19 protein-coding genes are annotated in these 18,814 nt (G+C 49.0%); 3 read left to right on the top strand and 16 right to left on the bottom strand.

The window, feature by feature from the left end:
• Window positions 1–314 precede the first annotated feature (314 nt).
• The 9 genes from FD28_RS01515 to rpsB form a co-directional block, all read right to left on the bottom strand.
• Window positions 315–2,027: a proline--tRNA ligase gene (locus FD28_RS01515; RefSeq protein ID WP_057731897.1), complete on the bottom strand. Its 1,713-nt coding sequence runs from the start codon at window positions 2,025–2,027 to the stop codon at window positions 315–317.
• A 36-nt stretch (window positions 2,028–2,063) separates the two neighbouring features.
• A complete protein-coding gene (gene rseP / locus FD28_RS01520) occupies window positions 2,064–3,341 on the bottom strand; it encodes an RIP metalloprotease RseP (protein ID WP_057731899.1) in 1,278 nt (425 codons plus the stop codon).
• 99 nt (window positions 3,342–3,440) lie between these two features.
• Window positions 3,441–4,229 (bottom strand): phosphatidate cytidylyltransferase, encoded by a 789-nt coding sequence (locus tag FD28_RS01525; protein WP_057731901.1) that lies wholly within the window; start codon window positions 4,227–4,229, stop codon window positions 3,441–3,443.
• Window positions 4,230–4,250: 21 nt separating this feature from the next.
• The gene (locus FD28_RS01530; RefSeq protein ID WP_057731902.1) at window positions 4,251–5,042 is read right to left on the bottom strand and encodes an isoprenyl transferase; all 792 of its coding nucleotides are present in this window, start codon (window positions 5,040–5,042) and stop codon (window positions 4,251–4,253) included.
• 415 nt (window positions 5,043–5,457) lie between these two features.
• Complete coding sequence (locus FD28_RS01535; protein ID WP_057731905.1) at window positions 5,458–5,880, bottom strand: hypothetical protein; 423 nt, start codon at window positions 5,878–5,880, stop codon at window positions 5,458–5,460.
• A 26-nt stretch (window positions 5,881–5,906) separates the two neighbouring features.
• On the bottom strand, window positions 5,907–6,464 hold the full coding sequence (gene frr, locus FD28_RS01540) for a ribosome recycling factor (protein ID WP_020088593.1): 558 nt from the start codon (window positions 6,462–6,464) through the stop codon (window positions 5,907–5,909).
• A gap of 2 nt (window positions 6,465–6,466) precedes the next feature.
• Window positions 6,467–7,189 carry a UMP kinase gene (pyrH, locus tag FD28_RS01545; RefSeq protein WP_057731907.1) on the bottom strand — a complete coding sequence of 241 codons (723 nt, stop codon included), beginning with the start codon at window positions 7,187–7,189 and terminating at the stop codon, window positions 6,467–6,469.
• Between the two features lie 147 nt (window positions 7,190–7,336).
• Window positions 7,337–8,221, bottom strand: coding sequence for a translation elongation factor Ts (gene tsf / locus FD28_RS01550; RefSeq protein ID WP_057731909.1), 885 nt, complete (start codon window positions 8,219–8,221; stop codon window positions 7,337–7,339).
• Window positions 8,222–8,369: 148 nt separating this feature from the next.
• The gene (gene rpsB / locus FD28_RS01555; RefSeq protein ID WP_057731910.1) at window positions 8,370–9,173 is read right to left on the bottom strand and encodes a 30S ribosomal protein S2; all 804 of its coding nucleotides are present in this window, start codon (window positions 9,171–9,173) and stop codon (window positions 8,370–8,372) included.
• A 390-nt stretch (window positions 9,174–9,563) separates the two neighbouring features.
• Here rpsB and FD28_RS01560 point away from each other — a divergent pair, with 390 nt between their 5' ends.
• Window positions 9,564–10,286 carry an HAD family hydrolase gene (locus FD28_RS01560; RefSeq protein ID WP_057731912.1) on the top strand — a complete coding sequence of 241 codons (723 nt, stop codon included), beginning with the start codon at window positions 9,564–9,566 and terminating at the stop codon, window positions 10,284–10,286.
• Window positions 10,287–10,348: 62 nt separating this feature from the next.
• Here the strand turns inward: FD28_RS01560 and FD28_RS01565 are convergent, their stop codons facing one another.
• The 3 genes from FD28_RS01565 to FD28_RS01575 all read right to left on the bottom strand — a co-directional run bounded on the left by FD28_RS01565 (window position 10,349) and on the right by FD28_RS01575 (window position 12,451).
• Window positions 10,349–11,344: a D-2-hydroxyacid dehydrogenase gene (locus FD28_RS01565; protein ID WP_057731915.1), complete on the bottom strand. Its 996-nt coding sequence runs from the start codon at window positions 11,342–11,344 to the stop codon at window positions 10,349–10,351.
• 89 nt (window positions 11,345–11,433) lie between these two features.
• Window positions 11,434–11,709 carry a GIY-YIG nuclease family protein gene (locus FD28_RS01570; protein ID WP_057731917.1) on the bottom strand — a complete coding sequence of 92 codons (276 nt, stop codon included), beginning with the start codon at window positions 11,707–11,709 and terminating at the stop codon, window positions 11,434–11,436.
• Entirely contained in the window at window positions 11,696–12,451 is a 756-nt protein-coding gene (locus FD28_RS01575) for a tRNA1(Val) (adenine(37)-N6)-methyltransferase (protein WP_235806825.1), read from the bottom strand. Before FD28_RS01575 ends, FD28_RS01570 begins: the two co-directional genes overlap by 14 nt.
• 100 nt (window positions 12,452–12,551) lie before the next feature.
• On the opposite strand from FD28_RS01575, the gene FD28_RS01580 reads away from it, so the two are divergent.
• The gene (locus FD28_RS01580) at window positions 12,552–13,202 is read left to right on the top strand and encodes a lysophospholipid acyltransferase family protein (protein WP_057731921.1); all 651 of its coding nucleotides are present in this window, start codon (window positions 12,552–12,554) and stop codon (window positions 13,200–13,202) included.
• 360 nt (window positions 13,203–13,562) lie between these two features.
• Here FD28_RS01580 and FD28_RS01585 read toward each other — a convergent pair whose 3' ends face one another.
• From FD28_RS01585 to FD28_RS01600, 4 genes are all read right to left on the bottom strand, one after another.
• On the bottom strand, window positions 13,563–15,356 hold the full coding sequence (locus FD28_RS01585) for an ABC transporter ATP-binding protein (RefSeq protein WP_057731923.1): 1,794 nt from the start codon (window positions 15,354–15,356) through the stop codon (window positions 13,563–13,565).
• Window positions 15,346–17,106: an ABC transporter ATP-binding protein gene (locus FD28_RS01590; RefSeq protein ID WP_057731925.1), complete on the bottom strand. Its 1,761-nt coding sequence runs from the start codon at window positions 17,104–17,106 to the stop codon at window positions 15,346–15,348. Before FD28_RS01590 ends, FD28_RS01585 begins: the two co-directional genes overlap by 11 nt.
• 133 nt (window positions 17,107–17,239) lie before the next feature.
• Window positions 17,240–17,467 carry a YneF family protein gene (locus FD28_RS01595; RefSeq protein ID WP_020088605.1) on the bottom strand — a complete coding sequence of 76 codons (228 nt, stop codon included), beginning with the start codon at window positions 17,465–17,467 and terminating at the stop codon, window positions 17,240–17,242.
• A 98-nt stretch (window positions 17,468–17,565) separates the two neighbouring features.
• On the bottom strand, window positions 17,566–17,817 hold the full coding sequence (locus FD28_RS01600) for a DUF896 domain-containing protein (RefSeq protein WP_057731928.1): 252 nt from the start codon (window positions 17,815–17,817) through the stop codon (window positions 17,566–17,568).
• A gap of 281 nt (window positions 17,818–18,098) precedes the next feature.
• Here FD28_RS01600 and lexA point away from each other — a divergent pair, with 281 nt between their 5' ends.
• Complete coding sequence (gene lexA / locus FD28_RS01605) at window positions 18,099–18,728, top strand: transcriptional repressor LexA (RefSeq protein WP_020088607.1); 630 nt, start codon at window positions 18,099–18,101, stop codon at window positions 18,726–18,728.
• Window positions 18,729–18,814: the final 86 nt, after the last annotated feature.

Genomic DNA, 18,814 nt, shown 5'->3' on the forward strand with positions numbered 1-18,814 from the left:
TGTCGCACCACAATACCGAAAAGACGACCTTAAATTGTGACACTCCCGTAGCCGCTAGTGAAGCCAAATTTGGGCTCAGCCGTGGGATTTTCCAAGCGCTCTGGCTTGGAAAATGGCGACTTTGAGACGTGAACTTTTCGGCTCAAAGCGAGGAAGAAGACCGCTCTTAAGGCTTCTTCCGTCCTGCCCACCGCGTTCCGGCCCAAATTTGGCAAACGGCAAGGCGGCCAGCAGACACAATCGTTGCCCCGCCACTTTCGGTTCTTTGATTGAAAGACTAAAAAGACCAGCCGCTAGCTGGTCTTTTCGGTAAGCTAGTCGATGTCTTTAAAGAGGATTTCCACAGTACTTGCGACTTCATCCTTAATAACTTCGACCGTTTCACCAGTCTTTCTAATCTTAATCTCAACGATGCCTTCGCCGGCCTTCTTACCGATTGTGATACGGACCGGAATCCCCATCAAATCAGAATCGGCAAACTTAACCCCTGGCCGTTCCTTTCGATCATCCGTCAAGACCCGGTAGCCCTTGGCCGTTAACTGTTTTTCCAGCTCTTCGGTCAGGTTGGCTTGGTCTTCCTTCTTCAGGTTGACTGGGACCAAATGAATGTCGAATGGCGCGATGTTCCGTGGCCATACCAGACCGTTTTCATCGGCTTGTTGTTCCGCAATAGCGGACAGCAAACGACTCACACCGATCCCATAGGAACCCATGACCACTGGTTTTTGCCGGCCTCCCTCATCGAGCACCGTAGCGCCCAATGCATCGGAGTAACGCGTCCCCAACTTGAAGATGTGACCGATTTCGATTCCCTTCGTGAACTTCAGCACGCCAGCACCGTCTGGTGACAAGTCACCTGGCTGAACTTCGCGAAGATCAGCGTAGTCATCGACCCGGAAGTCGCGGCCTGCATTTGCATTGATGTAATGGTGGCCATCTTCATCGGCACCCACGGTCACATTGACCATATCGCCCACGTATTGATCCGCCAAAATCTTGACGTCTTCACCAACACCGACGGGACCCAGAGAACCAAAGTTAGCCCCCAAGAATTTCTGAGCTTGGTCTGGCGTTGCGGGATCTAAGAAGTCCGCATCCAAGTAGTTCTTAAGCTTGGTCTCATTGACTTCGTGATCGCCACGAACCAATACCATCACAGGCTGGTCCTTATTGGCCACGTAGAGCATGCTCTTGACCAAGGTTGACGGCTTCACATCTAGGAATTCAGCAACCTCATCAATCGTCTTAGCACCAGGGGTCGCAATTTTTTGCATTTCTTCTGGTTGCGCATGGGACTTCTTACTGATGAAGAGGCTCCGTGCCATTTCCAGGTTAGCCGCGTAGTCAGACGAGTCGGAGTAAACAATCGTGTCTTCACCGACCGGCGCAATGGCAGAAAATTCCTTGGAATCTTTACCACCCATGGCACCACCGTCACCCACAATGGCCCGGTAGTTCAACCCAACGCGATCAAAGATGTTTTCGTAAGCCTGTTCCATTTGGTTATAGATTCGATCCAGGTCCTCATCGTTGATCGTAAAGGAATACCCATCCTTCATGATGAACTCGCGACCTCGCAGCAATCCATACCGGGGACGATCTTCGTCACGATATTTAGGCTGAATTTGGTACATCACCAGTGGTAGTCGTTTGTAGGATTTGACCGCATCCCGTACCAACATGGTGAAGGTTTCCTCATGAGTTGGTCCCAGAATAAAGTCGCTATCGTGCCGGTTCTTCAGCTTGAATAAGTTCGGACCGTACGTTTCGTAACGACCGGATTCTTCCCACAATGATGCTGGTAAGATGGCGGGCATCAAAGTTTCCACGGCATCGATCTTAGCCATTTCTTCTCTGATGATCTTTTCGATGTTTTCCAGCACCTGATAGGCCAGTGGCAGGTAGGCGTAAACCCCTGCTGTCACTTGGCGAATGTAGCCGGCCCGTAACATCATTTGGTGGCTCAGCGCCTCCGCACCATTAGGTACCTCTTTGAGCGTTGGAATGAGCAGTTTCGATTGTTTCATAGTCAAATATTCCCTTCTCGTTACATCCCTATTTTACTAGTGAATAAAGTAGCGTTCGATGTCATTCCAGGTAACCAGTAACATCAGGATTACCAGGAAGCCGACACCCACCAGCGTGATCCCCGCTTCCACATTTTCGGAAAGGGGCTTGCGCCGGATTGCCTCAATAAAGTTCAATAATATTTTACCACCATCTAAGGCAGGAATTGGTAGTAAATTGACAATTGCCAAGTTAATTGAGAGAAAGGCCAAGAAGTTCAGAACGCCAACGAGGCCAAACTGCGTGGCTTGCGAGGTCGTCGCAAAAATGGCCACGGGTCCACCCAAGTCGTTGAGACTAAAGTGCCCGGAAACCATGGACCACAGCGCACCGAACAAGGCCTTCGTCATGGTCCACGTCTGGGTAAACCCAGACAGCAAGATCGGTCCGATATGCTTGTTTTGCGCCTGTGTAATGCCAATCATCCCAACCGTCTTACCATTGGATTTTTCACCCTTAGGCGTCAGCGTCAGTGTCTTCTTGGCACCGTCTCGCTGAATAACCACCTTGGTGGCCTTATTGGCACGGGGCTGAATCGCCGTACTCAACGACGTCCAGTCCTTCGTCTGTTGGCCATTGACCGACAAAATCTTATCGTTGGTCTGAATTCCCGCTTTTTTGGCGACCGAAACGGGTGAATTCGCCACCTGAACCTGATTGGTCCCCATCGCGACGCCACCCTGAACGAACGACATCAACATAAACGTCACAATCGCCAGAATGATGTTATTCATTGGTCCCGCAAAGTTGGTCATCAACCGGCGTCCTAAAGAAGCCGACTGAAATTGAACGTCTTTGGGGGCAATCTGCAGCTCGGTGCCATCGGTCTCGATAATCGTCGCATTGTGCGCCACGGGGTACCGTTTAACCTCTGACTCATCACCGTTTTCATAGCCCTCAATCCAGAGTTCCTCTTCCAGATCAGACCCGGTAATTTCTACCGGAATCCCATTAAATAATGTCGACTTTTTACTAGCATTAATCCGTTCAACTTGATCATCTTTACCGAGGTACAGACTCACAGGGGTTCCCGGTTTAATCTCGTCTTCATCGTCCTCGGCACCGGCCATGCGGACGTACCCACCAACTGGCAAAAGGCGAACCGTATAGGTGGTTCCATCCTTGCCCCGCCGATAAAACAGCTTGGGGCCCATACCAATGGAAAATTCTCGGACTAAAATCCCGCCACGTTTGGCAAAATAGAAATGACCAAACTCATGGACAATGACCAGAATCCCAAAGACGATAATAAAGGTAATAATCGTTGTAATCACAGCTGTCGTCCCTTCTACTGTTCGTATTGATTTGTCGTTTTTTAACTGCTGTATAGCATACCCTAACCACCCTAGATGGCGCAAGCGAACAGCAAGAAGTTAAATCAACCCAAACAAATGGATAACAGGCAGAACTAACAGTAAACTGTCAAACCGGTCTAAAATCCCACCGTGGCCGGGCAGAATCTTACCAGAATCTTTGACACCATAATACCGCTTGAGTGCCGACTCAACTAAGTCACCAAACTGACCAACGATTGAAAAGATCAACGTTAAAATAATCATGACAATTAAACTGTAGTGACCAATTGGGAAGAAGTACCAGAAGACACTGCCGACAATGGTGGCCACCAGGGACCCACCAATGGAACCTTCCCACGTCTTGTTAGGACTGATGTGTGGTGCCAATTTGTGCTTCCCTAATTTCCGACCAATCATGTAGGCGCCGGAATCCGTTGTCCAAACAATAAACAAGGCGTACAGCAAGGCGACCAGGCTGACGGCCCGAGCCGCAATGAAGAAGTGGAACCCAATCCCGATGTACAGCATGCTCAGGGTAATCATCCCGGCATCGTCAAAGGAGAACCGGTTCTTGGAAACCACTGTCCGTAGCAACAAGAGCAGCACAAACAGGTAAACGATGTACCAAGGATCCAGGAAGTGTGGCAAGTCTGCCCACCAGCCCTGTGGTGCAATCACCAGTAGGATCCCAATTCCTGAAATAATTGCTTCTGGACTCACTAAGAGTTTCTTACGCATGATTAAAATTTCTGATAAGGCCACTAATCCCAGAGCAAAGGCGGCAATATCAACCCAGATGCCCCCAGCGATGATAATGGGGATAAAGATAATTAAGGCGACAACCGCCGTGATAACCCGTTGTTTCATTTTACAAACTCCTCGGTTTTCTTATTTTTTATCGGCCGCAGGTGTTAACCCACCGAAGCGCCGATGACGCTGCTGATACGTATAAATCGCCCGTTCCAGCGTCGTTTGATCGAAGTCTGGCCAATGTTCCTGCATGAAGACAAACTCGCTGTAGGCCACCTGCCAGAGCATGAAATTCGATAGCCGCTCTTCACCACTGGTTCGAATCAACAGATCGGGATCGGCCAGATCCGCCAAGTCCCCGGTCATCAGCTGACGACCAATCATGTCCTCGGTGATATCCGTGGCCGCTAACTGGCCGGCTTGTACCTGCTCAGCCAACCGTTGTGTGGCCGTCACCAACTCAGCACGACCTCCGTAATTCAAGGCAAAGTTCAGCACCATTCCCGTACAATCGGCCGTATCAGCAATGGCATCATGAACCGCTTTCTGCGTGGCGGCGGGCAACTGATCGGTATACCCCATGACCTTCACGCGAATGTTGTTCTTTACCAGGTCAGGCACAAAGGTTCCAAAGAAGTCGACCGGCAGCTTCATGAGGTAATTCACCTCGGTTGAAGGCCGCTTCCAGTTCTCCGTGGAAAAGGCATATAACGTGAGAACCTTAACGCCCAAATGGCTAGCGGCCTTGGCCACCGTCTTTACGGTATTCATTCCCTGCTTGTGTCCGGCAATCCGGGGCAAATGACGCTGTTGTGCCCACCGACCATTACCATCCATGATAATGGCGATGTGCGCGGGAATGTTTTGTTCATCTAACTGGCGCTCTGTGACCTCGCCCGTGGCTTGATCCTTATTCAAAAATGAAAACACTGCGCACCTCCGTTGATTCTTCGTACTCTTCCATTCTCCAACAAACTAACCTTGGTTCTGGTCGTTGACCTACGCCTTACCAGGCGGTCCTGTAGACGCTGGAACGTGGTGGGCACGACTTGGCGCCCCATAAAAAACATGGGTCTTCAAGTTCGGCCTTTGTGTAACTGGAAAAAAACCGTCCGTAACACAAAAGACACCACTAAGCACCTACAGGATCACCCTCACGGCTGACACCGATCAAATCCAATACAGTTAGTTTGTTAGCGATAACTTAATCCTAACCTTCTTGTGGGCTGACATCATGTCCAGCCACCAGTCAGTTTATCTCTACAACCTCTCATCATAACAAAAAAAGGGCCGGGAAACTATCCCGGCCCCCAATTTGAGCAAATTCTTTAGCTTTTGACCGGTATTACTCGATTAACCGCCATTCGCCGCGCTTAGCGTCAACCAACGTCCCAAAGTAGCTTAAGAGGTTGTTGGCATCGTCAGCACTGGTTTGGCCTAAGAGGTTTAAGCCTTCACCAGTTGGCAGTGGATCTGAGAGGTCGGTAATTTCGTTACCGTTTTCGATCGTAGCCTTGGAGAAAGCCACAATCCAGTCGTCACCAATGAGTTGGGTCACAACGAAGAACAAGTTGAAATCATCACTAACATAGGCTGGTTGTGCGTAGACGCCATCCTGGATTTGTTCCAATTCGGCACCGTTATAATTCAGAACAGAAACGTTCTCAGCGTTAACTGGGTTGTTCAGACGGAAAACCATCTTCCCAAATTCCTCAGTACCGGGCGTGATTTCAACGTTATCTTGGTTATTTTGGTTATCTTCTGCCATTTTTAAGCGCTCCTTACTCTCTTGAATTAGTCAGTTAAGACTTCTTTTTCCTTATCTGCTGCAATTGCATCGACACCCTTGATGGCCTTATCCGTTGCTTTTTGGACTTGGTCCTCCAAGTTGTGGAGGTCATCATCAGTGTAATCGCCATTCTTGTGGCCCTTCTTAACGCTATCCATAGCGTCACGACGAACGTTCCGAACAGCAACCTTGCCTTGTTCAGCAGTTGCTTTAACCTGCTTAGCAATTTCCTTACGACGTTCCTCGGTCAGTTGTGGAATCACTAACCGCAATGCCGTCCCATCGTTCGCTGGGGTAATCCCAACGTCAGATTCGAGGATACCCTTTTCGATATCTTCTAGGGCAGACTTGTCGTAAGGTGTAACCATTAAGACCCGTGGTTCTGGGATCGTAATGGAGGCAACCTGATTCAATGGCGTCTGGGCGCCATAGTAATCAACCGTAACCCGGTTCAAAATGCTAGCATTGGCGCGGCCGGCACGAATCGTCCCTAACTCCCGCTTCAAAGCTTCTTCGGCCTTTTTCATCCGACTCTGTGCATCTGTAATAATCTGATCTGCCATATCTATTTTCCCCTAACTGTGGTCCCGATATTCTCGCCTTCAACAACTTTACGAATGTTGCCACTCTTATTGAGGTTGAATACGACAAACGGGATATCATTATCCATTGAAAGTGAACTAGCTGTTGTATCCATGACGTTCAGGCCCTTGTTAATGATGTCCAACTGCGTTAACTGATCAAACTTAACGGCGTTTGGATCCTTGTTGGGATCAGCAGAGTAAATACCGTCAACCCCATTCTTAGCCATTAAGATTGCGTCCGCGTTGATTTCTGCCGCCCGTAAAGCAGCGGTTGTATCCGTTGAGAAGTACGGACTACCCGTCCCCCCAGCAAAGATGACAACACGTTCCTTTTCCAAGTGACGGATGGCCTTGCGCCGAATGTACGGCTCGGCAATCTGCCGCATCTCAATAGAAGTCTGGACACGCGTTGGTACCCCAATTGACTCTAAATTGTCTTGCAAGGCTAACGCGTTCATGATGGTGGCTAACATACCGATGTAATCAGCCTGTGCGCGTTCCATGCCCATTTGCTCACCAGACACGCCACGCCACATGTTACCGCCACCAACCACAATAGCGATTTGAATGCCCAAATTATAGACACTCTTAACCTCTTCCGCTACGGTTTTAATCACAGGCGGATTAATCCCAAAACCCTTGTCGCCGGCCAAAGCCTCGCCACTTAGCTTGAGCATAATCCGTTTATACTTTACGTCCGCCATTGTGTTTCCTCCTATTGTATTCTGACAATAATTCTATCATATTCCCGGGGCTAGTGATAGTCAGGGGTTATGAATTACCATAATTCGCTTAAAAACTCTAATAAAAAAGCGTAGCCTCCCACCGGAATCTACGCTTTTTCACTGAAATTAGCCGTTGATTTGGTCGTTAACTTCCTTGGCCAAGTCACTCTTAGGCTTTTCGATACCTTCGCCAACTTCGTAACGAACAAAGTTAACTAACTTGCCACCCTTGCTGGCAACAAATTGGCCAACAGTTTGGTCGCCATCCTTAACGAATGGTTGGTCAGCTAAACTGATTTCGGATAAGAACTTGTGCAAACGGCCTTCGACCATCTTTTCAACGATCTTTTCAGGCTTGCCTTCGTTCAAAGCTTCTTGCTTCAAAACTTCACGTTCGTGAGCTAAACGGTCAGCAGGAATGTCGTCTTTAGAAACGAATTCTGGGTTGATCGCAGCAACGTGCATCGCAACGTCCTTAGCCGTAGCTTCATCAGCACCGTCTAAGACAACGACAGCGGCGATTTGGCCACCTTGGTGTAAGTATGAACCAAAGACTTGGCTATCCGTCTTCTTAACAACAGCAAAACGACGTAATTGAACGTTTTCACTGGTGATTTGCGTGGTCTTAACGATAGCATCGTTTAACGTGTCGCCATCAGTCGTCTTCAATGCTAAAGCGGCATCCAAGTCAGCTGGTTGTTGGGCAGCAATCGTGTCAGCAACCGTATCAACTAAAGCGTTGAACGTGTCGTTAGTTGCGACGAAGTCAGTTTCGGAGTTTACTTCGATGATGGCAGCGGTGTTACCACTAACCTTCACACGAGCTAAACCGTTAGCAGCAACGTTGCCACTCTTCTTCTTAGCCTTAGCAATCCCTTTTTCACGCAGGAAATCGATGGCCTTGTCCATGTCGCCTTCAGAAGCAACGAGGGCCTTCTTAGCATCCATCATCCCAACTTGGGTTTTGTCCCGTAATTCTTTAACTTGTGCCGCAGTGATTTTGCTTGCCATGTGTAATGGCCTCCTTTTATTAATGCATCTATTTCAGCAAAAAAGACTGACTCAATCTCAGGCCATTATCGGTCCTAAACATTAAGCCAGCCTAAGGTGCTTTAAATCTTATATTTGGAAAGTGTCAAAACTGACACCTTGCATTTAATTACTTGTTGTCGCCTTCAACGGCGTTAACGATGTCTTCCATCGAGTTGTCAGAAGCAGGCTTGTCGCCCTTCTTGTCAGCTGACTTCTTACCTTCGAAAGTCTTTTCGTCAACTTGGTCTTCACCCTGACGGCCTTCAACGATAGCGTCAGCCATCTTAGAAGTGATCAGACGAACGGCACGGATAGCGTCATCGTTAGATGGGATAACCACGTCAATTTCGTCTGGGTCAGTGTTCGTATCAACCATAGCAACGATCGGAATGTTCAACTTTTGTGCTTCGTGAACAGCGATTTGTTCCTTGCGAGGGTCAACGATGAACATAACGTCAGGTAACTTAGGCATATCTTCGATACCACCCAAGAAACGTTCCAACTTGTCTTGAGACTTCTTAAGTAAGGAAACTTCCTTCTTAGGAAGAACATCAAAAGTACCGTCAGTAGCCATCTTCTTCAAATCTTTAAGACGCTTGATCCGAGTTTGGATGGTTTCCCAGTTGGTCAAAGTCCCACCTAACCAACGGTGGTTAACGTAGTATTGACCAGCACGGGTAGCTTCTTCTTCGATAGAGTCTTGCGCTTGCTTCTTAGTCCCAACAAACAGAACAACGGCGCCCTTAGCAGCTTCGTCCTTCATGTAGTTGTAAGCAGCGTCGATCAACTTCACCGTCTTTTGTAAGTCGATGATGTAGATACCGTTACGTTCCGTAAAGATGTATTGCTTCATCTTTGGGTTCCAACGACGGGTTTGGTGACCAAAGTGGACACCGGCTTCGAGCAGTTGTTTCATTGAAATAACAGCCATGATAAAATGCCTCCAAATAGTTTTTGATTTCCTCCCCCACGCTCAATTGACCCGAGAACTCACCAGGTGAGCACCCCTCCGGTCATCACGCGAGGTGTGAATTGGCGCATACGCACCGAAAGTTATTATACAAAACTACGGCGCCTAACACAAGGGGAAATTGTGAAAAGCCGCGATTTAATCGTCATCATTCGTTTCTCAGTGAACCTACCAATCGGATGGCCGTCTGAAACACCTGATATCGCAGCCTTAGAGGTTAACCACATTTACTGACTAACCGGCAAAAACGATAGGTTATCCGTATTCTTAACGTGCCTAACCATCAAACGCCCGTTGCTTTTATTTTTAGTTATGGTAAACTGCTTAGGCATAACTGAGGAGGAAACGAATATGATTAAAGCGGTCGTCTTCGATGTCGATGACACGCTCTACGATCAAAAAGCGCCCTTCGAGGCCGCCCTTGCGCCGATTTTAAATTTACCGCAAGATTTTGATCTTAATTTGACCTTCCAGACCTACCGCCAGCAAAGCGCCGATGCCTACGCACGGATTGCCAATGGCCGGTGGTCGCACCAGGAAATGGCCGTTAAGCGGCTCAACACCGCGCTTTTAGCCCAACATTTACCCGCCGTGGATACCCAGTCAGCTCTTGACTTCCAACGGGCCTACACGACGGGATTGCGCCAAATCAAGTTGTTTCCGGGGCTAGAAACCGCCCTCGACCAACTGAGTGCGCAATACCAATTGGGTATTATTACGAATGGCAACACGGATTCACAGCTTGCCAAGGTCATGCAACTTCAGATGCACCGATGGATTACTAGGGAAGCCATCGTCACCTCAGAAGAAGCTGGACTTGCCAAGCCTGATCCCCAGATTTTCACGTTAATGAACCGCAAACTTAACTTGCGGGCGAGTGAAGTTGCCTACGTTGGCGATAATTACAGTATGGATGTCAAAGCCGCCAAACAGGCTGGCTGGCACGCCTTCTGGTTTAATCATCGTAACTTAGAGATCCCCGATCGACAATGGATTCCCGATCAAACCGTGACGGATTCATTCGAACTTCAGGATCTGCTTCTGGCGTTAACCGTTGCCTGTTCAGAAGCCTAATCGTTTTCACAAAGAAAGAGACGCGCAGTAAAATGCACGTCTCTTTTTGTGATGATTAAAACCTAAAAGGCGACTTCGTTTTCGGCCTTCCCCGTTTCGATCAACTGTTTGTTATTATTTAAGGCAAACTGGACCATGTTCTTAACCGCGGTCCGTGTATAGAATGCAATGTGTGGGCTAACCAAAACGTTTTCGCGCTTCAGCAAGTTCTTTAACCGTTCGTCAGGAATTGCATCAAAGCTCCCAAAGTCAGCGTTAAAGATCCCCACTTCGTCTTCGTAAACGTCCAGAGCTGCACCGGCAACCTTGCCACTGTCGAGGGCCCGAATCAGGGCGTCCGTGTCAATCAGTGCACCTCGAGCCGGATTCAAGATCCACACGCCATCCTTCATCTTGTTAAAGCTCTCATCATTCAGCATGTGATTGTTATCCTTAGTGGCTGGTGCGTGCAGTGAGATTACATCGGCTTGAGCATACAATTCATCCAGGGTGTCCACGTAGATGCCTTGCTTTTCCAATTCTGGATTGTGGAAAACATCGTACGCAATCACCTTGGCCCCAAAGCCCTGATAGATCTTCATGGCTGCACGACCAATACGCCCGGTCGCCACAATCCCGACCGTCATGGAATTGAGTTCATCGGCAATGTCTGGCGCCCAGCGCAGGTCACCGTTAGCCTGCTTGCGATCAAACGTTGGCGTCCGTCGCAGTAGGCGCATCAGTTGGGTCACCGTAAATTCAGCGATGGCCTCCGGTGAGTAAGCAGGCACGTTAGTTACCTTGAAACCGTTGCGTTTAACCGCATCGGCATCAACGTTATCGACCCCAACGTTCCGTAAAGATAAGTTCGTTACACCATCGGCAGCTAATCGATCAAGTACTGCCGCCGTATATGGCTTTTGTTGGTAAACTACTGCCCCGTCATAACCCTTGGCTAAATCAACCGTCGTTTCATCTAATAATTCACCCACGGCTTTAACTTCGATGCCCTGGTCCTGGGACCATTCTTCTAAGTAAGGTCGTTCATCGTCACGGATGCCATAAGCAATAATTTTCACAGTAAGTTCCTCCTTCACTTGTCTAAAATACAACATCTACTACCCGCCACAAGTGTACCATAGTCCCCACTATTTAAGGGAGAAAACGCCTACTTTTGCATCGAAATCCCTTGCTGTTTTAAGAACTGAAGTTTCTTTTGCCGGGACTGGTGTTTAAATGCCCATTCGGCGTGTAAGGCATCGTGTTTGCTCTCAAATTCTTGGCTAAATAACACCTTTAAGGGCCGGTGAACCTTAGTATATTTCGCGCCCTTACCCGCGACGTGGGTGGCAAACCGCTTGGCCACATCCGTCGTAAAGCCGCCATACAGCGAGTTATCCGCACACAATAACACGTAAAAGTAGTATCGTTTAGTCTGTTCCATACAGTAACGCCTTCACTTCTGGAGTATAGTCCCCCGCTTGATCATACACGGTCAGGGGGGCTAAGAAACGCAGTCCCCCCGGCTTACCATCCTTAATCGCCTCTACCAGGACCATATTGGCTTCCTTACCCGGCTTGGGATGGACCAATCGAATCCGCTTAGGTGCCAATCGGTTAGCCGCCATGAGGTCAAGCAGCTGTAGGAGCCGATCTGGCCGATGAACAAAGTAGGCCTTGCCGTTCATCTTGAGCAAGCCACTGGTCGTTGCCACCACTGTCGCCAAATCGGTCTTGATTTCATGTCGTGCGATAGCCAAATAGGAATTCGGATTTTTCTGACTGTCCGGCAGATCCGCAAAATACGGCGGATTGCAGGTTACCACGTCAGCGGAGTCCTTGGGAATCCATTGATTGACCTGGGCAAGATCACCTTCATACACCGTCATCTGTGACGTTAACGCGTTAAGCTGCACGCTCCGACGGGCCATGTCGGCGAGACGCGGCTGGATCTCGACCTCAGCAATCTGTCCCCGTGTTTTATGACTCATGAAGAGGCCCACTGCCCCGTTACCCGCACACAGATCGACCGTTTGGCTTGATTGACGCGATGGCAGCTTGGCAAAGTCTGCCAATAGCACGGCGTCCAATGAAAAGGCAAAAACCTCCGGGCTCTGAATAATTTGAACATCCTGACTGTAGAGCTGGTCAATTCGTTCGCCAGCCTTTAATTCTGGGGTAGTCACCATCCCCACCTTCTTTCACTTTTCGTTAAGATTACTTGCAACCCCGCCTGTTTTTTTGCATACTAGATTCATTAGATTCACTGCGAGAGGAGCACAACACATGTTTTATTCGTTTCTGCGGAACGTCATCCGCGTTATCCTATTTATTGTAAACGGTAAGGCCAAATACCTAAACCGTGAAAAATTACCCGAAGGTCCCTACGTTCTGGTGGGGCCTCATCGGACTTGGTTCGATCCCGTCTACTTTGCCCTTGCCGCCAGTCCTCGTAAGTTTAGTTTCATGGCTAAGGAAGAACTATTCCAGAACTCCATTTTCCGATGGCTACTCCATCATGTCAATGGTTTTTCGGTAAATCGTGATCATCCTGGTCCCTCAGCCATCAAGACCCCCGTGCGGATTTTGCGCAAGGGTGAGTTGTCCCTGATTATGTTTCCCTCCGGTTCCCGGCACTCCCAGGAACTCAAGGGTGGTGCGGCCGTGATTGCTAAGATGGCAAAGGTCCCCTTAGTCCCCGCCGTCTATCAGGGCCCCCTGACGTTCAAACGTCTATTCTCCAGAAAGCGGGTCACGGTGGCCTTCGGTGATCCCATCACCATCGACCGCAAGTTGAAGCTAGACGAAGCTGGCCAAGCCGATATCGAACAACAAATGCAGGCCGCCTTCAACGCGTTAGATAAACAAATTAACCCCAATTTTGAGTACGTGGATGTTTCAGGTGAAAAGGACCGAGATAAATCCGACCAAAATTAACCAAGAAAGACCCGATCGACTGCCAAATGCCAGTTGATCGGGCCTTTTTTCATCGGTGGCCGATGACTGCGGTTGTCGGAAAGGTTAGTGCCTGTAATGGCTTATTCGCTAAAGCCCGCATCCAACCAATTCGATGAGACTGATTCCGGCAAAATATCGTTAGTATTAATAGGGACTGCTATTGCGTTCGAAACCATCGTATTGGAACAAAGACCAACTGGTGGCCGTGATAACGCCACGCGAAATGGCTGCCGTACCGTCATCTTTTAGCAAAACAGCGTCCAGCGCCGGTCGAAACCGCAAAAAAAATGGGCAATTCAATGGCGAATTACCCACTTCATTTGGTGAATGCACCTTATTTTAATCGTCAACGTGTGCCGCGTTCTGCAGTTGAATCATATCGTAATAATACCCCTGCTTCTGCATCAGCTCGTCGTTGGTTCCACGTTCTACAATCTTACCGTGGTTCAGAACCAAGATTAGATCGGCGTTTTGAATCGTCGATAATCGGTGCGCAATGGCAATCGTCGTCCGGTTTTCTTGAATCCGGGACAACCCCGTCTGAATCATCGTTTCCGTCTCCGTATCAACGTTCGCCGTGGCCTCATCCAAAATTAGGATCTTCGGATCGGTAACCACCGTTCTGGCAAACGTAATCAGTTGACGCTGACCAGCCGAATACTCCGTTCCCCGTTCCAACACCGGTGTCGCGTAACCCTGTGGCAGTTGATCAATGAAGTCATCTGCCTGAACAAAGTGCGCCGCCTGATGCACTTGCGCGTCCGAAATATCCGAATTAAACATCCGAATGTTCGTCTGAATGTCGCCATAGAACAATTGGGGTTCCTGAAGAACTAACCCCATCTTCGTCCGTAGCTCCTCAGCCGGATAGTCGCGAATGTCACGGTCATCGATCAATACTTCACCCGACTGGAACTCGTAGAAACGCATGAGCACGTTAATGGTGGACGTCTTCCCCGATCCCGTTTGACCAACTAGGGCCACGGTTTGGCCCGGTTCCGCAACAAAGGAAACGTCGCGTAAAACGGGATGTTCCCGATCATAGGCAAACGTCACGTGACGAAACTCAACCTTGCCTCGCGTAATCTTGGCATCGGCCACAGGGTGTTGTTTAGGGGCCAACGTCTGATCGTCAACCACACGCAGAACCCGTGACCCGGCAACCATCCCATTTTGGAAGTCACTTAGGCTATCCATCATGTTACTCATGGGACTGTAGAAGTTGTTGAGATAGGTAATAAACGCGTAGATTACCCCGGCCGCAACAACCTCATGCAGGCCACGCATCCCAAAGATGCTCAGGACAATGACCGTGCCTAAGGCGTAGAAGAGGTTAATCATCGGACTCAGCAGTAACGAATTGGTCCGAATCATAGCCTTACGCGTGTCATAGTAGGCTTGGTTGGTCGTTTCAAAATTGGCCGCGGTCCGCCGTTCTTGTCGGAACTCCTGGATCACACTGATCCCGGTAATGGCCTCGGCCAGCTTGGTATTCAGCTCACTGAGCCGTTCCCGCATGCGCCGATAAACCTTTGAGCTGTACCGTTGATAGTACCAGATGGTCACGCCCAGAAATGGCACGAGGACCAGCGTCCACAATGCAACGGTAACGTCCGTGAAGTACATGGCAATAAAGGACGAGATGACCGCAAAGATGGCCAAAATCAAGGTGTTGAGCAAAGCCCAGAAGTTTGAGAAGGTCATCGTGTCATTCATCAATCGCGACAGAATGGAACCACCCGGTGTCTGGTCAAAGTAACGCATCCCCTTGCCATGGAGCTGGCTAAAGAGCTGGCGGCGAACATTTTCCAGCATGTATTCGGCACCCATGGTACTGGTATAGTTTTGCCAGAACTGCATCAGTGCACGCATCAACATGCCGAAGAAATACAGGCCCGCGAAGAGCCACATGATCACGATCGTGGCATTACCCGCTCGCAGATACCGGTCCATGTACGTCTGCAATAACCAGGGCAGGAAAACATTAACACCGCTGATGACCGCCGACAAAACAATCGATCCGATAAAGAACCACTTGTATGGCGCCGCAAATTTCAAGAGGCGCTTAATGACCGTCCACTGCTCGCGTGTGGTCATGCTGTGGGCCCAAGCCGATTCATGCTTATCCGTCATGACGAACGCCTCCCTTCACTTGCGTTTCCAATTGTTGCTGTTCAAACATCCGTTGATACCAGCCATGAGCCGCCATCAATTGTTCGTGGGTTCCCCGCTCGGCAACCTTTCCTTGGTCCAACACCAGAATTTCATCGGCACCCATCACGGAGCTTAACCGGTGTGCCGAAATAATCGTGGTCTTGTTGGCCCGTTCCGCCTTGAGGTTCGCCAGGATTTCCGCCTCGGTTTCCGCGTCAACGGCGGATAAGGCATCGTCCAAGATCAGCAGCTCCGGATTAATCAGCAACGCTCTGGCGATCGCCATCCGTTGCCGTTGCCCACCAGACAGAGAAATCCCTTCCTCACCAACCTGCGTGTCATAGCCATCAGGGAGTTGAGCAATTTGTCCGGAGAGATCACTCTTTGCAGCCGCAGCTTCAACCTCAGCCTGTGAAGCATCCGGTTTAGCAAAACGAATGTTTTCAAAGATATTCGATGAGAACAGGAAACTCTCTTGGGGAACATACCCAATGGCTGGCAAGTAACTATCCAACGCGTATGCCTTGATTGGATGACCCCCAAAACTAATTTCGCCGTCGTACGCATCAAATTCACGCAGAATCAACTTCATGATGGTCGATTTACCCGCACCGACACGACCGACAATGCCTAGCGTCTTTCCGGCTTGTAGCTCAAAGTCGACCTGCTGGAGGCTTGCACCGGCATCATCCGGATAATCAAACCGCTTAACGTGATAGCTCAGTGTCCCCGTTGGACGGGTCTTGATACCATTAACCCGATCGATGATGTGGGTCTTCTGGTTGAGAAGCTCCATGACCCGGTCGTAACTGGCATTCCCACGTTCCATGGTGTTAAACAACATTCCCACGGCAAACATCGGCCAAACCATCATGGCCAGGTAGCTAATAAATGAAACTAAATTTCCAATCGTGATCACGTTGTGGGTTACAAAAAGCCCACCCAAGACAATCGTCGCCACATACGACAGTGAAATCACCAACGTAATGGCTGGATCAAACAAGGAATCCAACCGGTTAACTCGGCGATTAATCTTAATGGTCTGATCAACCTGCGCATCAAAGTCCGCAACGTCAGCGTCTTCTTGGCCCAGTGCCTTGATCACTTTGATCCCACTAATGCTTTCCTGAGCCTTGTTGTTCAGTCGCGAGAAGGCCGCCTGAGAGGCGCCAAAGGCCCGGTGAATACGTTGCCCCAGGAACCATGAGATCACGGCTAAAAATGGAAAAGGCACGATCGCAATCAGGGTTAATCGCCAATCAATTAACGTCATCATGGCAATCAGCGTGGTCCCCCCCGTGATAATCGCGTCGGCGAATTGTAGAATGCCCCCACCGGCAACCCGTTGAACGGCTTCCAAGTCGTTCGTCGCGTGCGCCATGAGATCACCCGTACGGTAGTGCTGGTAGAATTCACGATCCATCAACATGAAATGATTAAACAGGCGGTTTCGTAACAGTTGTTCGAGGTGGGCCGCCCCTCCCCAAATCGCATTTCGCCATAAATAGCGGGTCGCATACTGACCCAAAGCAGCCAGTGTGACAAAGGCTAAGTCAATGACTAGGAGTCGCCCGGTCATGGTTTGCCCGTGAATGCCGTCGACCATGTTCCCAATGATCCGCGGCGGAATAATAGCAATGATGGCCGTTAGGAGCAAGCCAATGACACCGAGCAGATACGTTCGCCATTCCAAGCGAAAATACCAAGCCAATTTGCGAAAGATACTCACGAACGTCCCCTCCTTAAATTAAAATATGATTAAATTGTAACAGACTTTCCAATTTTACAGAAATCACAGCAAAAAGCAAACAAAAAAACTCGCCCCCAGGAAAACTGGAAGCGAGTCGTCAGAAAAACCCGACCTATTTTTTGTTGTGTGACTGTTGTTGCATCGCATTCATCATTTGATGTAACTTCCGTTGTGATGGCTTTTGCCCCATTTGCAACATCATAGCACGCAATTGGTCTTCGTTAATTGGCGGATTGTCTTTCAGATAGTTTTCCATGTACTTACGGGCACCGAAGAAGCCCCCAGCCGCACAGCCAAGGCCGACAACGATGACGATAATGATCCAGATCCAAGTTGACAAGGTATTCCCCTCCTTTTTGCAGTCATTCATTTTACAATTTTACACAAATTTAACGCAAAATAAAAGAGCGAATCCGGTAAAAAGACCCGCTCTCGCAATTAATTGTCGCGTAAACCCTTCTTACGTTGAATATTACGGACCTTTTCTGGGGTGACTTCCTTGCCATCCTTGTCATAAACTTGCATCATTTCAACCTGACTCTTAAAGCTGGCCCGGAACAGTTTTAGATACTTTTTCCGTAATGTTGCCCGTTCTGCGGTCTCTTCAGCGGTTAGGCCCTCACTGGTCTTGGCTTTATGAGCCAATTCATTAATCCGTACTAATAAGGTGTCCATCGTTTCTTCAGCCATGAACAACCCTCCTTTATTTTATTTTGATTACCTATTCTCAGTGATGCGAATTGGTTCGGTCAACCGACCCGAGTCAGTCACCAACCACACACACCCGACAATGGTAGGCTTTCCAATTGAAATACGATCATCATTTTCCGCGTATTTCAAGACATGCCCTATCATATCAGGGTTATTTTCAGATTTCAACTCATTTACCCGAACATCTGTTTGAAAACACGGGGAACGTATGCTACACTGTGATTAAACTATACTACGAATGACGAACGAGGTGGCAAAAAATGAGTAAAGCTTCTGAAAGTAAACAGCTAGCCGTCCTGCGCTTCATCTGGGAACGGGTAAATGAAAAGGGGTATCCACCAACGGTTCGGGAGATTGGTGAAGCCGTCTCTCTGTCCTCAACCTCTACGGTGCACGGCCACATCGCCCGCCTAGAAAAGAAAGGGCTCTTGACGAAGGACCCCACCAAGCCACGGGCTCTGGAAGTCACACCAGCCGGGCTTGAAGAATTAGGCGTTCACGAACAGCAGACACGGATCCCCGTGTTGGGCACCGTGACGGCCGGAGAACCAATCTTGGCCGTCCAAGAAGCCACGGACTACTTCCCCGTTCCGCCTGAATTTGAACGCGACGACGATCAACTCTTCATGCTCACCATCCGTGGTGAAAGTATGATTAATATCGGAATCCTGAATGGTGACCAGGTCATCGTTCGCCGGCAACAAAATGCCGACAACGGAGATATCGTAATTGCCATGACTGAAGAAAACGAAGCCACGTGTAAGCGATTCTTCAAGGAGGCTGATCACTTCCGGCTCCAACCCGAGAATGACACCATGGCGCCCATCATCTTGAACAATGTCAGCATCCTGGGTAAGGTTGTTGGCCTCTTCCGGGATGACGTTCACTAGAAAATAACATTACACAGATAAACGGCCACTTGCTATAGTCCCCTTAAGATTGACAGATGAAAAACAATAATTCATCTATTAATCTT

The organism is Levilactobacillus hammesii DSM 16381 (assembly GCF_001434395.1).
GTDB lineage: Bacteria > Bacillota > Bacilli > Lactobacillales > Lactobacillaceae > Levilactobacillus > Levilactobacillus hammesii.